This is a genomic window from Micromonospora sp. CNZ295, assembly GCF_004217535.1.
Genome location: NZ_SHKZ01000001.1, coordinates 3,322,203 through 3,336,550, shown reverse-complemented (window position 1 = coordinate 3,336,550; position 14,348 = coordinate 3,322,203). Strand labels below are relative to the sequence as shown.

12 protein-coding genes are annotated in these 14,348 nt (G+C 72.1%); 4 read left to right on the top strand and 8 right to left on the bottom strand.

The genetic code is table 11. The annotated features are described in order from the left end of the window. Window positions 1-6: 6 nt before the first annotated feature. Window positions 7-1,926, top strand: a complete 1,920-nt coding sequence (locus tag EV376_RS15720) for a helix-turn-helix domain-containing protein (RefSeq protein ID WP_130323995.1) — start codon at window positions 7-9, stop codon at window positions 1,924-1,926. A gap of 125 nt (window positions 1,927-2,051) precedes the next feature. Here EV376_RS15720 and EV376_RS15715 read toward each other — a convergent pair whose 3' ends face one another. The 5 genes from EV376_RS15715 to EV376_RS15695 are packed head-to-tail and all read right to left on the bottom strand — an operon-like array spanning window position 2,052 to window position 6,692. Next, a complete protein-coding gene (locus EV376_RS15715; RefSeq protein ID WP_130323993.1) occupies window positions 2,052-3,071 on the bottom strand; it encodes a branched-chain amino acid ABC transporter permease in 1,020 nt (339 codons plus the stop codon). Then, entirely contained in the window at window positions 3,068-3,949 is an 882-nt protein-coding gene (locus EV376_RS15710) for a branched-chain amino acid ABC transporter permease (RefSeq protein ID WP_130323991.1), read from the bottom strand. The genes EV376_RS15715 and EV376_RS15710 overlap by 4 nt, the downstream gene beginning before the upstream one ends. Next, window positions 3,946-5,205: an ABC transporter substrate-binding protein gene (locus EV376_RS15705; protein WP_130323989.1), complete on the bottom strand. Its 1,260-nt coding sequence runs from the start codon at window positions 5,203-5,205 to the stop codon at window positions 3,946-3,948. Before EV376_RS15705 ends, EV376_RS15710 begins: the two co-directional genes overlap by 4 nt. Window positions 5,206-5,251: 46 nt before the next feature. Further along, window positions 5,252-5,944, bottom strand: coding sequence for a branched-chain amino acid ABC transporter ATP-binding protein (locus tag EV376_RS15700; RefSeq protein WP_130323987.1), 693 nt, complete (start codon window positions 5,942-5,944; stop codon window positions 5,252-5,254). Continuing rightward, window positions 5,931-6,692: an ABC transporter ATP-binding protein gene (locus EV376_RS15695; RefSeq protein ID WP_130323985.1), complete on the bottom strand. Its 762-nt coding sequence runs from the start codon at window positions 6,690-6,692 to the stop codon at window positions 5,931-5,933. Before EV376_RS15695 ends, EV376_RS15700 begins: the two co-directional genes overlap by 14 nt. A gap of 302 nt (window positions 6,693-6,994) precedes the next feature. Between EV376_RS15695 and EV376_RS15690 the strand changes: the two genes are divergently transcribed. Beyond that, complete coding sequence (locus EV376_RS15690; RefSeq protein WP_130323983.1) at window positions 6,995-7,855, top strand: SPFH domain-containing protein; 861 nt, start codon at window positions 6,995-6,997, stop codon at window positions 7,853-7,855. A 52-nt stretch (window positions 7,856-7,907) separates the two neighbouring features. Here EV376_RS15690 and EV376_RS15685 read toward each other — a convergent pair whose 3' ends face one another. Together EV376_RS15685 and dnaE are read right to left on the bottom strand one after the other, a co-directional pair. Next, window positions 7,908-8,945, bottom strand: coding sequence for an aminotransferase class V-fold PLP-dependent enzyme (locus EV376_RS15685; protein ID WP_130323981.1), 1,038 nt, complete (start codon window positions 8,943-8,945; stop codon window positions 7,908-7,910). An 85-nt stretch (window positions 8,946-9,030) separates the two neighbouring features. Continuing rightward, window positions 9,031-12,564, bottom strand: a complete 3,534-nt coding sequence (dnaE, locus tag EV376_RS15680) for a DNA polymerase III subunit alpha (RefSeq protein WP_130323979.1) — start codon at window positions 12,562-12,564, stop codon at window positions 9,031-9,033. Window positions 12,565-12,789: 225 nt separating this feature from the next. Here dnaE and EV376_RS15675 point away from each other — a divergent pair, with 225 nt between their 5' ends. Together EV376_RS15675 and EV376_RS15670 are read left to right on the top strand one after the other, a co-directional pair. Continuing rightward, a complete protein-coding gene (locus EV376_RS15675; protein ID WP_130323977.1) occupies window positions 12,790-13,329 on the top strand; it encodes an RNA polymerase sigma factor in 540 nt (179 codons plus the stop codon). Next, window positions 13,322-13,843 carry a hypothetical protein gene (locus EV376_RS15670; RefSeq protein WP_130323975.1) on the top strand — a complete coding sequence of 174 codons (522 nt, stop codon included), beginning with the start codon at window positions 13,322-13,324 and terminating at the stop codon, window positions 13,841-13,843. Before EV376_RS15675 ends, EV376_RS15670 begins: the two co-directional genes overlap by 8 nt. Here the strand turns inward: EV376_RS15670 and EV376_RS30910 are convergent. Next, window positions 13,840-14,322 carry a hypothetical protein gene (locus EV376_RS30910; protein WP_486482650.1) on the bottom strand — a complete coding sequence of 161 codons (483 nt, stop codon included), beginning with the start codon at window positions 14,320-14,322 and terminating at the stop codon, window positions 13,840-13,842. The two genes, EV376_RS15670 and EV376_RS30910, sit on opposite strands and share 4 nt — an antisense overlap. Window positions 14,323-14,348: the final 26 nt, after the last annotated feature.

The window sequence follows — 14,348 nt, the reverse complement described above, 5'->3', positions numbered from 1 at the left end:
CGCACAATGTCGGTCATGTCCTCGCCGGTGGAGTTCCTGGAGCTGCTCGCGCGCGAGGCGGCCGCGGTGGAGTTCGAAGGCCCGCTGGTCGCCGCGCGCGCCGCCGGCCTGCCCGCCGAACGGCTGGCCGAGTTGGAGCAGGCCAAGACCGTCGCGCTGCGGGTCCGCGCGCTGCTGGAGCGCCGGCGCCGGCGGGAGACCGAGCTGTCCGGCCTGTACGACACGGTCAGCGACCTGGCCGGGCTACGCGACCTGGACGACGTGCTGCGGGCGATCGTGCACCGGGCCCGCAACCTGCTCGACGCCGACGTGGCGTACATGACCCTCAACGACGACGAGCGCGGCGACACGTACATGCGGGTCACCGACGGGTCGGTGTCCGCCCGGTTCCAGCGGCTGCGGCTGCCGATGGGCGCGGGCCTCGGCGGCCTGGTCGCCCAGTCCGGCGCCCCGTACGTGACCGCGAACTACCCGGAGGACGACCGCTTCCACCACACCGGCGAGATCGACGCCGGGGTGCGCGAGGAGGGCCTGGTGGCGATCCTCGGCGTACCGCTGCGGCTCGGCTCCACCTCGATCGGCGTGCTCTACGCGGCCAACCGCTCGGCCCGGCCGTTCGCGCGGGAGGAGGTCGCGCTGCTGGTCTCGCTCGCCGCGCACGCCGCGGTGGCGATCGACACCGCCCGGCTGCTCGCCGAGACCCGCGCCGCGCTGGAGGAGCTGTCGGCGGCGAACACGACAATCCGGGCGCACAGCGTCTCGGTGGAGCGGGCCGCCGCGGCCCACGACCGGATGACCGCGCTGGTGCTGCGCGGCGGCGGCGTCGAGGACGTCGCCGCCGCCGTGACCGAGGTGCTCGGCGGCGCGCTGCTGGCGCTGGACGCCGAGGGCCGGCTGCTGGCCCGGGTCGGCGAGGCGGCCGAGCCGGAGCGGGCCGACATCGTGGAGGCGGTGGCGGCGTCCCGCACCGAGGGGCGCAGCGTCCGCCGGGGGCGGCTCTGGTACGCCGCCGTGGTCGCGGGCGCGGAGAACCTGGGCGCGCTGGTGCTGCGCCCGGACGGCGAGCTGGTCGACGCCGACCAGCGGATCCTGGAGCGGGCGGCCCTGGTGACCGCGCTGCTGCTGCTGTTCCGGCGGACCGTCGCCGAGGCGGAGGGGCGGGTCCGGGGCGAGCTGCTCGACGACCTGATCGCCCGCCCGCTGCGGGACACCGACGCGCTGCGTAGCCGGGCCCGCCGGCTCGGCGTGGACCTGGACGCCCCGCACGTGCTCGTCTGCGTCGGCGACGACGCCATCGCCGCGACCGGCTCGGCCCGCCAGCGGGTGCTGTCCTGGGCCACCACGTACGCCTCGACGCGCGGCGGGCTGGCCGCGGCGCGGGACGGACGGGTGGTGCTGATGCTGCCCGGCAAGGACGCGGGCGGCGCCGCGCGGGCGGTGGCCCGGGACCTGTCCCGGGTGACCGGCCGGCCGGTGACCGCCGGCGGGAGCGGGCCGTCCACCGGCCCGTCCTCCCTGGCCGCGACGTTCCGCGAGGCGGACCGCTGCCTGACCGCGCTGGGCGCGCTGGGCCGGGCCGGGCAGGGCGCCGGCACCGACGAGCTGGGCTTCGTCGGGTTGCTGCTGGGCGCGGTCGGCGACGGCGGCGACAAGGACGTGGCCGGGTTCCTGGACGCCACGATCGGGCCGGTGGTCGAGTACGACGCCCGCCGGGGCACCGCGCTGGTGAAGACTCTGGAGGCCTACTTCGGGGTGGGCGGCAGCCTGGCCCGCGCGGCGGAGCAACTGCACGTGCACGTCAACACGGTCACCCAGCGCCTGGAGCGGGTCGGCCAGCTGCTCGGCGCCGACTGGCAGCGCCCGGAGCGGGCCCTGGAGGTCCAGCTCGCCCTGCGCCTGCACCGCCTCCGCACGGCGTCCAACTGACGTCGATCATGGACTTGTGGTGCCTGACAGAACCGGCATCACCTGGCATTCCGCCCGCCACGACTCCATGATCGACGGAGCGGGCCCGGCCGGACGCCGGAGGCGTACGGCCGGGCCCGAGGGGGTTACCGGCGGCGGCGGGTGGTCCACCAGCGCAGGGCCAGGGCGGCGGCCGTGCCCCAGATGCCGCGCCGGAACAGCAGCACCACCAGGACGAAGATGCCGCCGGTGACCAGGCCGATCGCCTCGAAGCCGGAGAACGACAGCCAGTCCTCCAGGCGGACCACGATGCCCGCGCCGAGCACGCCGCCCCACAGGGTGCCGATGCCGCCGAGCACCACCACGATCACCGCCTTGCCGGAGGTGGTCCAGTGCAGGACCTCCAGCGAGACGAACCGGTGGCTGACGGCGAACAGCCCGCCGCCGAGGCCGGCGATGAAGCCGGACAGCACGAAGACGGTCAGCTTGTAGCGGTGCACCGGGTAGCCGAGCGCGCGGGCCCGGGCCGGGTTGTCCCGGATGCCGACCAGCACCCGGCCGAACGGCGAGTGCACGATGCGCCAGGCACCGGCCAGGCCGAGCAGGACGACCGGCAGGATCGCGTAGTAGAAGTAGTAGTCGTCGGTGAGGTCGAGCCCGAAGAACGACCGGGGGATGCCCTGCAGGCCGTTCTCGCCCTGGGTCACCGACCGCCACTCGTTGGCGATGTAGTAGAACATCTGCGCGAACGCCAGGGTGACCATCGCGAAGTAGATGCCGGTCCGCTTCACCGCCAGGTGGCCGATCGGCACGGCGAGGACCGCCGCGGTGAGCGCCCCGGCCAGCACCGCGACCGGGAACGGCACGCCGAGGTGGATCGCCGCCAGGCCGGTCACGTACGCCGACGCGCCCCAGAACGCGGCGTGGCCGAAGGACATCAGCCCGGTGAAGCCGAGCAGCAGGTCCACGGCGACGGCGAACAGCGCCCAGCAGAGGATGTCCACCGCCACCGCCGGGTAGAGGCCGTTGGGCAGCCAGAGCGCCACCACCAGGCCGGTCGCGAGCAGCGCGTACCGGACCCAGCCGGGGGCGCGGGCGACGGTGACCAGCCCGGACGGAACGGCGGGACGGGCCGCGTCGGCCTTGCTGTCCACGGTGCTCGTCATGCCGGTGCCTCCTCACGGCCGAACAGGCCGGCCGGGCGCCAGAGCAGCACGACGGCCATCACGATGAAGACGATCGTCTGCGACACGATCGGGAAGTCGGACAGGTACGCCTCGCCCCATGCCTGCACCAGCCCGATGCCGAAGCCGGCGGCGACCGAGCCGAAGATCGACCCCAGGCCGCCGATCACCACCACCGCGAAGACCACGATGATGAGGTCCGCGCCCATCAGCGGGTTGACCGCCCGCATCGGTGCGGCCAGCACGCCGGCCAACCCGGCCAGGCCGATGCCGAAGCCGAAGACCGGGGTGACCCACCGCCCGACGTTGATGCCGAAGGCCCGGGTCAGCTCGGGCCGCTCGGTGGCCGCGCGGACGACCATGCCGACCCGGGTACGGGTCAGCGCCCACCACACCCCGACGCAGACCGCCACCGCGAAGCCGAGGATGAACACCCGGTACGTGGGGAAGTCGAAGAGCCCGAAGTTCACCGAGCCGCTGAGCGCGGACGGGGTCTCGTACGGGCTGGACTGCACCCCGTACCGGAGCTTCACCAGGTCCTGCAGGATCAGCGTGAGACCGAAGGTGAGCAGGAAGTTGTAGAGCGGGTCGAGCCGGGTGAGCCGGTGGATGAAGGCCCGCTCGAGCGCCATGCCGAGCAGCGCCAGCCCCAGCGGCATGATCACCAGGGCCGCCCAGAACGGCACGCCCGCCTCGGTGAGCAGCACGTACGCGCCGAACGCCCCGAGCATGTAGAACGCGCCGTGGGCGAAGTTGACCACCCGCAGCATCCCGAAGATGACCGCGAGACCGAGGGCGAGCAGGGCGTAGAACGCCCCGCTCACCAACCCGTTGAACGTGTTCTGGAGAAAGCTCGTCACAGCTTGCAGTCCGGCGACGGAGCGGCGAACGCCTCCGCCGCGGGAATGGTCTCGAGCACCTTCACGTAGTCCCACGGCTCGGTGACCTCGGACTGCGGCTTCACCTGGGCCAGGTACGCGTCGTGGACCACCCGGTGGTCCTCGGCCCGGATCTTGCCGTTACGCAGGAAGACGTCGTTGACCTCCTTGCCCTCCAACTCCTTGACGATCGTGTCGGCGTCGTCGGTGCCGGCCGCCTGGACCGCCTCCAGGTACTGCATCGCCGCGGAGTAGTTGGCCGCGTGCGCGAAGGACGGCCGGGTGCTGGTCTCCTTCTGGAACCGGTCGGCGAACTCGCGGTTCTGCTGGTCGAAGTTCCAGTACCAGGCGTCGGTGTACGTGGTGCCGGCCAGCGCCGCCGGGGTCAGGGAGTGGATGTCGGTGATGAACATCAGGCCGACCGCCAGCCCGACGCCCTTCTCCCGCAGCTGGAACTCGTTGTACTGCTTCACCACGTTGACCAGCTCGGCGCCGGCCTGCATGGTGCCGAGCACCTGCGGCTTCGGGTCCAGCGTCGGCGCCTTGAGCAGGAAGGTCGAGAAGTCGCCGCTGGTGTTCGGGAACGGCGCCCCGTCCTTGCCGACGACCTGGCCGCCGGCGGCGGTGATGGCCGCGGTGAAGCTCTTCTCCATGTCCTGGCCGAAGGCGTAGTTCGGGTACAGGATGTACCAGTTCTTGCCGACCTGCTGGGTGGTGACCTTGCCGGTGCCGTTGGCCAGCATGTACGTGTCGTACGCGTAGTGGAACGTGTACTTGTTGCAGCTCTTGCCGGTCAGCTCGGTGGTCGCCGCGCCGATGTTGAAGTAGAGCTTCTTCTTCTCCTTCGCCACGTCGGCCACCCGAAGCGCCGCCGACGAGGTCGGCACGTCCAGAATCAGGTCGACGCCCTGCCGGTCGAACATCTCCTGCGCCTTGCTGTTGGCCACGTCCGGCTTGTTCTGGTGGTCGGCCGTCTCCACGGAGATGTCCTTCGCGACCGCCTTGTCGCCGTACTTGGCCTTGAAGTCGGCGATGGCCATCTCCACGGCCTTGACCGAGTTCTTGCCGGACAGCTCGGAGTACGCCCCGGACTGGTCGTTGAGCACGCCCAACACGATCTTGCCACCGGTCAGCTTCTCGTCCCCGCCCGACTGGGGACCACCGCCGCCGCAGCCGGCGACAACCATCACCGCGGCCGCCGACGCGGCGACCACACTCACCGTCCTACGCATGCCCATCCCTTTCGTCCGCGCGCCGCGCGGGGTTTCGTCGTGAGAGGAGAATTCAGATCCCGAGGTACGACAGCAGCTCACGTTCCCGCGACCGCACCTCGGAGTTGTCCATCGCCTCCGCGATGCGTCCCTCGGCCAGCAGGTAGTGCCGGTCCGCGACGCCGGTGGCGAAGTGCAGGTTCTGCTCGACCAGCAGCACGGTGACGCCGTGCCGCTTGGCCTCCCGCAGGAGGTCGCCGACCTGCTGCACGAGCAGCGGCGAGAGCCCCTCGGTCGGTTCGTCGCAGAGCAGCAGCCGGGCGCCCATCCGCAGCACCCGGGCCAGGGCCAGCATCTGCTGCTCGCCGCCGGAGAGCATGGTCGCGGCCGAGTCACGGCGCTCGTACAGGGCGGGGAACGCCTCGTACACCCGCTCCAGCGACCACGGGTCCGGCCCCACCGTCGGCGGCAGGGTCAGGTTCTCCGTCACGGTCAGCGTGGCGTAGCTGCCCCGGTCGTCGGGGACCCAGCCGAGCCCCAGCCGCGCCCGCCTGTGCGCCGCCAGCTTCCCGACGTCCCGCCCGTCCAGCTCGACGGTCCCCCGAAGGCCCGGGTGCAGGCCCATGACGCAGCGCAGCAACGTGGACTTCCCGGCGCCGTTGCGGCCCACCAGGGTGACCACCTCGCCGGCCTTTACCTCCAGGCCGACCTCCCGCAGCACCTGCGCCTCGCCGTACCAGGCGGACAGGTTCTCAATGCGCAGCATCAGCGGCTCCCAGGTAGGCGGTGATCACGCGCTCGTCGGCGCGGACCTGCTCGTACGGGCCCTCGACCAGGACCTTGCCGGCCTGCAGGACGGTGACGGTGTCGGCGAGCCGCCCGACGACGCTCATGTTGTGCTCGACCATCACCACGGTCCGGCCCTGCCGCACCCGGGCGATCAGGTCGACGGTGCGGTCGACGTCCTCCAGGCCCATGCCCGCGGTCGGCTCGTCCAGCAGCAGCACCTTCGGGTCGAGGGCGAGGGCGAGGGCGAGCTCCAGGGCGCGCTTGCGCCCGTACGCGAGGGCCTCCGCCGGCGCCTCGGCCAGGTCGGCCAGGCCGACCATGTCCAGCAGTTCGCCGGCCCGGTCGGTGTAGCGGCGCATCAGCGTCGCCGAGCGCCAGAACCGCCAGCCCAGCCCGCTCGGGCTCTGCAGCGCCAACTCGACGTGCTCCCGCGCGGACAGCTGCGGGAAGAGGCTGGTGATCTGGAACGAGCGGGCCACGCCGAGGCGGGCCACCTGCTCCGGCGGCAGCCCGGTGATGTCCCGGCCGCCCAGCTCGATCCGGCCGCCGCTGGCCGGCAGGAAGCCGGTGAGCAGGTTGAACAGTGTCGTCTTGCCCGCGCCGTTCGGGCCCACCAGCGCGTGCACGGTGTCCGCCGCGACGTCGAGGTCGACGCCGTCGACCGCCCGGAAGCCCCGGAAGTCACGGGTCAGCCCGCGAGCCGACAGGAGTGCTTGCCCGGCCATCGCCACATCCTCCGCAGGTCATCGGCGACGGTCGGTGCGGTGACCGTGGTCACATGGCCGTCGCGTTCAGGAAACCTACGTTCGGACTTCGAGGCCGAGCTATGTCGAACGGAGCCACAATCAGGGGCCCGGAGGCGTGCCCGGCATCCATCCGGGTGGCCGAAACCGAAACGTGATCCATCGATGGCGCTGACCGTCGGGGCGACCGGGCGGGCCGCCATGTGGGCCTCCCACGGCCGGCCGTTGCCCCCCTCCCCTACGGTGTTGATCACCATCCGCCCCGACGAGAGGTGCCCGTCCCCATGCCCTTCGGCTTCGCCGTCGCCATCATCCTCGCGATCGCCCTGGTGATCGCCGCCGTCCTGGCGCTGGTCCTGCCGGCCCGCGCGGCGCGACGCACGGCCGCGCTGCTGGCGCTCGCCTGCCTCGCGCTGGCCGTCCTGACCACCGCCGGCACCAGCGCCCACTCGGTGCCCATCCGCTCGGTGGGCATCGTCACCAGCTTCGGCAAGCCGACCGGTGAGGTCACCGGTTCCGGGCTGAAGTGGGTGGCCCCCTGGCAGAAGGTCGGCGAGTGGGACGCCGGCCGCCAGAAGTACGACCACATCGGCGGCGACAGGTGCGTCCGCGTCCGCACCGGAACCCTCGCCGACGCGTGCGTCGAGGTGCTCGTCGAGTGGCAGGTGAAGCCGGAGAACGCACCGAAGCAGTTCATGGACTACAAGGGCGACTTCGACAGCTTCCGGGGCCAGCGGGTGGGCGTCCAACTCGACAGCGCCGTCAACGACGCCTTCGCCGCCTACAATCCCCTCGAGAAGATCGACGACAACACCGGGAACCTCAACGTCGACCTGAAGCCGTTCGCCGAGAACATCAAGACGAGCGCGGAGGCCCGGCTCGCCGAGGACGTCGACATCCTGTCGGTGACGATCACCCGGGTCAACCACGACGAGAAGACCGAGGGGAACATCAAGGTCTTCCAGGACAAGCTCGCGCAGACCCGCAACCTGGAACAGGACCGCCGCAACGCCGACATCCAGAAGCAGATCACCGAGACCAACGCCAAGGTCGACAAGGTGACCCGCTGCCTGGAGATCGCCGAGAAGAACGGCAGCAACCCGGGGTTGTGCATCAACCCGGGCATCGTCACCGGCGCCAAGTGACCGGCGCGCGGGCCGGGCGTCGGGATCGCCGGTGCCCGGACCGCGCGACCGCTCAGCCGGTCAGCGCGTCGAGGGCCAGGTCGACGTCGTCCTCGGTGGAGTAGAGGTGGAACGAGGCCCGGACCCGGCCGGCACGCACCGCCGCCCGCACCCCGGCCCGCTCCAGCTTCTCCTGCGCGCCCGGCACGTCGACGGTGACGATCGCGCTGTCGCCCGGCGGCCGGCCCAGGCCGGCGAGGAACCGGTTTGCCAGCGCCACGTCGTACGCGCGGACCGCCGGCAGCCCCACGTCCAGCAGCAGTTCCAGCGCGGGAGCGGCCCCGATCCAGCTGAACCAGGCCGGGGAGATGTCGAAGCGGCGCGCGTCGTCCGCCAGCCGCAGCGGCGGGCCGTAGTAGGAGGCGTGCGGGTCGGCGCCGGCGTACCAGCCGGCCGCGTCGGGGCGCATCCGCTCGCGCAGCTCGGGCGCGAGGTAGGCGAGGGCGGCGCCGCGCGGCGCCAGCAGCCACTTGTACGCCGCGACCACGACCGCGTCGGCGTGCCCGGCGTCGAACGGGAGCCACCCGGCCGCCTGGGTGGCGTCGACCGCCACGAGCGCGCCGTGCGCGCGGGCGGCGGCGACGATGTCCGCGTACCGGGCCACCGTCCCGTCGGACGACTGCACCAGGCTGAACGCGACCAGGTCGGTGCCGGCGTCGATCGCGTCGACGAGACCGGCGAGCGGGACCGTGCGCACGCGGACGCCCCGCTGCTCCTGCACCAGCCAGGGGAAGAGGTTCGAGGTGAACTCGACGTCGGGAACCAGCACGGTCGCGCCCGGCGGCAGCGCGGCCGCCACCGGGGCGAGCAGCTGCGACGCGGCGCTGCCGATCGCGACGTCCGCCACCGCCACCCCGACCAGGCGGGCGAACGCGGCGCGGGTCCGGGTCGTCGAGGTGTCCCAGGCCTCCCACGGCATGCGTCCCACCCGCCAGCCGGCGAGCGCCTCCTGCAACGCCTCCCACGCCGGCTCGGGCGGCAGGCCGTAGCTGGCGGTGTTCAGCCAACCCGGGTGGGGCTGCCAGAGCTGCTGTGCCTTCTCGATCTCCACCGCACCGACGCTAGCGACCCGGGCGGCGGGACGGGACGGCCAATCCCGGGTCCGCGGCTCCGGCGTGCCGCCGCCCGCCGCCAGCTCAGCTGACGTTGGCCGGGCCGAGGACGCTCTTCAGGTCGGCCATCAGCGCGGTGGTCGGCGCCACCCGGAACGGACCCAGTCGCAGCCGGGTCACCTTGCTGCCGTTGAGCAGCTTGACGTGCACCTCCGCGTCGCCGGGGTGCAGCACCAGCGTCTCCTTCAGCCGCTCGACCAGCGGCGGGGTGCAGCGGGTGACCGGGATGGTGAGCGTGACCGGCTTGTTGGCCGCGCTGCTGCTGATGTCCGGCATGGACATGTCCATCGCCATGATCCGCGGGGTGTCGTCGCGGCGGTCGACCCGCCCCTTGACCACCACGATCGCGTCCTCGGCGATGTACTGCCCGATCACCTCGTAGGTGTTGGGGAAGAACAGCGTCTCCACGCCGCCGGCGAGGTCCTCCAGGGTGGCCGAGGCCCAGGCGCGGCCCTGCTTGGTGACCCGGCGCTGCACGCCGGAGAGGATGCCGGCCAGGGTGACCACGGCGCCGTCGGGCACGGCGCCGTCCTCGGCGAGCGCGGCGATCGTGGTGTCCGCCGCGGCGTTCAGGATGTGCTCCAGGCCGAACAGCGGGTGGTCGGAGACGTACAGGCCGAGCATCTCGCGTTCGAAGGCGAGCTTGTCGCGCTTGTCCCACTCCCCCTCGGCGATGGTGGGCATCACCGTGGTGCTCCCCCCGGCGTCGGTGTCGCCGAACCCGGCGCCGAACAGGTCGTACTGGCCGACGGCCTCCTTGCGCTTGACGTCGGCGAACGCGTCGATGGCGTCGGCGTGCACCGCGAGCAGACCCTTGCGGGGGTGCCCCAGCGAGTCGAACGCCCCGGCCTTGATCAGCGATTCCACGGTCTTCTTGTTGCAGACCACCGCGTCCACCTTGGACAGGAAGTCGTAGAAGTCGGTGTACGCGCCCTTCTCCTCGCGGCAGCGCATGATCGAGCTCACCACGTTGGCGCCGACGTTGCGGATCGCCGCCAGGCCGAAGCGGATGTCCTTGCCGACCGGGGTGAACGGGCCGGCGGAGGTGTTCACGTCCGGTGGGAGCACCTGGATGCCCATCCGGCGGCACTCCGACAGGTAGAGCGCCATCTTGTCCTTGTCGTCGCCCACCGAGGTGAGCAGCGCGGCCATGTACTCGGCCGGGTAGTTCGCCTTCAGGTAGCCGGTCCAGTACGACACCAGCCCGTACCCGGCGGTGTGCGCCTTGTTGAACGCGTAGTCGGCGAACGGGACCAGGATGTCCCACAGCGTCTGGATGGCCTCGTCGGAGTAGCCGTTGGCGCGCATGCCGTCGCGGAACGGCACGAACTCCTTGTCGAGGACCTCCTTCTTCTTCTTGCCCATCGCCCGGCGCAGCAGATCGGCCTGGCCGAGCGAGTAGCCGGCGAGCTTCTGCGCGGCGCGCTGCACCTGCTCCTGGTAGACGATCAGGCCGTAGGTGGGGCCGAGGATCTCCTCCAGCGGCTCGGCCAGCTCCGGGTGGATCGGGGTGATCTCCTGGAGCCCGTTCTTGCGCAGGGCGTAGTTGGTGTGCGAGTTGGCGCCCATCGGGCCGGGCCGGTACAGCGCCAGGACCGCGGAGATGTCCTCGAAGTTGTCCGGCTTCATCATCCGCAGCAGCGAGCGCATCGGCCCGCCGTCGAGCTGGAAGACGCCGAGGGTGTCGCCGCGGGCCAGCAGCTCGTACGTCGGCTTGTCGTCCAGCGGCAGCTTGAGCAGGTCGACCTTGCGCCCGTGGTTGCTCTCGATGTTCTTCAGGGCGTCGTCGATGATGGTCAGGTTGCGCAGGCCGAGGAAGTCCATCTTCAGCAGCCCGAGCGACTCGCAGGTCGGGTAGTCGAACTGCGTGATGATCGCCCCGTCGGCGTCGCGGCGCATCAGCGGGATGTGCTCGATGATCGGCTCGGCGGACATGATGACGCCCGCCGCGTGCACGCCGGTCTGCCGGATCAGCCCTTCGATGCCGCGTGCGGTGTCGATGACCTTCTTGACGTCCGGATCCGACTCGTAGAGGCCCCGGATCTCGCCGGCCTCGGCGTAGCGCGGGTGCTTCGGGTCGAAGATGCCGGTCAGCGGGATGTCCTTGCCCATCACCGCGGGCGGCATCGCCTTGGTGATCCGGTCGCCCACCGCGTACGGGTAGCCGAGCACCCGGGCCGAGTCCTTGATCGCGGCCTTCGCCTTGATCGTGCCGAAGGTCGCGATCTGCGCGACCTTGTCCTCGCCCCACTTCTCGGTGACGTACTTGATGACCTCACCGCGCCGACGCTCGTCGAAGTCGATGTCGACGTCCGGCATGGACACCCGCTCGGGGTTCAGGAACCGCTCGAAGATCAGGCCGTGCGGCAGCGGGTCCAGGTCGGTGATGCCCAGGGCGTACGCGACCAGCGAGCCGGCCGCCGAGCCCCGGCCCGGACCGACCGCGATGCCCTGGCTCTTCGCCCACTGGATGAAGTCGGCGACCACGAGGAAGTACGACGGGAAACCCATCTGGATGATGACGCCCAGCTCGTACTCGGCCTGCTGGGCGTGGGTCTCCGGGATCCCGTCCGGGAAGCGGCGGGCCAGCCCCTTGAACGTCTCCTTGCGGAACCAGGACTCCTCGGTCTCCCCCTCCGGCACGGGGAAGCGGGGCATCAGGTTGCGGAACTCGAACATGCCGGTCGGGTCGACCTTCTCGGCGACCAGCAGGGTGTTGCGGCAGCCCCGCAGCCACAGTTCGGACGTGTCGACCCCGCGCATCTGGTCGGCGGATTTGATGTAGTAGCCGCCGCCCTCCAGGCGGAACCGGTTCGGATCGTCGATGTTGCTGGCGGTCTGCACGCAGAGCAGCACGTCGTGTGCCTCCGCCTGCTCCTCGCGGGTGTAGTGCGAGTCGTTGGTGACCACCGGCGGGATGTCGAGCTTCCGGGCGATCTCGACCAGCCCGTCGCGGACCCGCTTCTCGATGTCGAGGCCGTGGTCCATCAGTTCCAGGAAGTAGTTCTCCCGGCCGAAGATGTCCTGGTACGCGCCGGCGACCTTGAGCGCCTCGTCGAACTGCCCGAGCCGCAGCCGGGTCTGGACGGCACCGGAGGGGCAGCCGGTCGTGGCCATGATCCCCTCGGCGTACTCCGCGATCAGCTCCATGTCCATCCGGGGCCACTTGATGTAGTGGCCCTCGATGGAGGCGAGCGAGTTGAGCTTGAAGAGGTTGTGCAGTCCGGCCTTGTTCTGCGCCCACATGGTCATGTGGGTGATCGCGCCGTTACCGGAGACGTCGTCGCTCTTCTGCTCGGGGCGGCCCCACTTGACCCGCTGCTTGTGGAACCGCGACTCCGGGGCGACGTACGCCTCGACGCCGAGGATCGGCTTCACCCCGGCGGCCATCGCCTGCTTGTAGAAGTCGTTCGCGCCGTGCATGTTGCCGTGGTCGGTCATCGCGACCGCCGGCATCTCCTGGCGGCCGACCTCGGCGAACAGGTCCTTGAGCCGGGCCGCGCCGTCGAGCATCGAGTACTCCGTGTGCACATGCAGATGCGCGAACGAATCGCCCATGCGTGGCGCCCCCCGGGTCGGCTTCGTGGCTGGAGAGAAGTCGGTCGGCCCACCCTATCCCCGCCCTGGAACGCACCTCCAGCAGCCGCGCGGACAGATCACCGCCGGGTGGCACGGATCTCCCCGCCGGCCCGCCGAGTCGGCTGCCGGACTCGCCGGGCACCCGCCCCGGCCCCGCGCGTAACGTGGACGGCACGGCGAACCGGCGGGAACGGGGACGGCGTGATGCCCCTCGCGGACAGTGTCGACGACCTGGCCAGGTCGGCCGCGCGAGGCGATCCGGGCGCGGTCGACGCGCTGCTGGCCACCGTCCGCCCGGAGGTGCTGCGGCTCTGCGGGCGCCTGCTGCCCAACCGCGAGGACGCCGAGGAGGCCTGCCAGGACACGCTGCTCGCGGTGGCCGCCGGGATCGGCCGGTTCGAGGGCCGGTCGTCGTTCCACACCTGGCTGTACCGGCTCGCCGCGAACCGCTCCCGCTCGACCTACCGGGTGCTGCGCCGGCGGTGGCTGGTGGAGGCCGCCGGTGTTCCGCTACCGGAACCGCCCGATCCCCGCCGGACCAGTGTGGTCGCCGGCACCCGGCTGGACCTGCTCGACGCGCTCGACGCGGTGCGCCCCGAGTTCGCCGAGGCGGTCACGTTGCGTGACGTCCTCGGGCTGAGCTACCGCGAGATCGCCGAGGCGCTGGGCCTGCCCGAAGGGACCGTCAAGTCCCGCCTGCACGAGGCCCGCCAGCAGGTACGGCAGCGGTTGTCCGATGGCTGAGGACGGGCGCCGGGGTTTGCGCGTCCTGGCGCTGTGCGCGGCCCTGCTCGCGGCGTGCGGCGACGATGCCCCCGTCGCCCCGCTGCCGGTGCGACCACCGGTCGCGGCCACCACCGGCGCGGCGGGCACCACCCCGCCCACGCCGCCGCCGACCGCCCCGGCGGTGGCCCCGGCGACGGTACGCGCGCCGACACCGGCCCGGCCGACCCGCGGCTCCGGTACGAGATCGCCGTCGCCCAGCGAGCTGCCGGGCGCGTGCCTCGGCCCGGTTCGGTACGACGTGGTGCTCGCCGAGACCGAGCTGGCGCTGCTGCGGTCGCTCTGCTTCGCCACCGGCGGGGTGCTGCGCCTCATCGGCATCGGGCCGGGTGAGGTCCGCGTGGACCGGGAGGACCTGGTCTCCCGCAGCTACGAGGCCGGCGTGGTGGACATCCGGTTCGTCCGCGCCGGCACGGTCGTGGTGACGATCCCGCAGCACGGCACGGACCACCGGGTCACCGTCGTGGCGGTCTAGGCGGGCCGGTCCGCCCGCACCCCGGCGAGCAGGGCGTCCACGAACGCCGCGGCGCCCTCTGCGGGCGGCACGACCTGCGCGTAGAGCAGCCCGGCCGGGGCGAGCCCGGCCGCCTCGACGATCACCGGTCGTGCGGCCCGGCACGCGTACGCCGCCACGACCCAGTCGACGCCAGCCTGGCGGGTGCGCCGGACGGGCTCGGCGAGGCAGTCGGCGTGCGGGCGCTCGGCGAGGAACCCCTCCGGAGTGGTCCGCCCCCCGGTGCTCGGGGAGAGGCCCACGAAGGCGCCCGGCACGGTGGGATCGGCGGCCCACCGGTCGGGGTCCGGCGAGACCACCAACGCCGGTTCGAGGGCACCGTCACTGCCGTACTGTCCCGCCCAGCCGGTGCCCGCCGCCCGCCAGCCGGGCGGCAAGGTGACGGTGAGCGGCCCGCTGCCGCCGTGCCGCGCACGCGGCGTACCGTCGGCGGCGGTCACCGCGAGCGGGGCGAACGCGAGCAGGC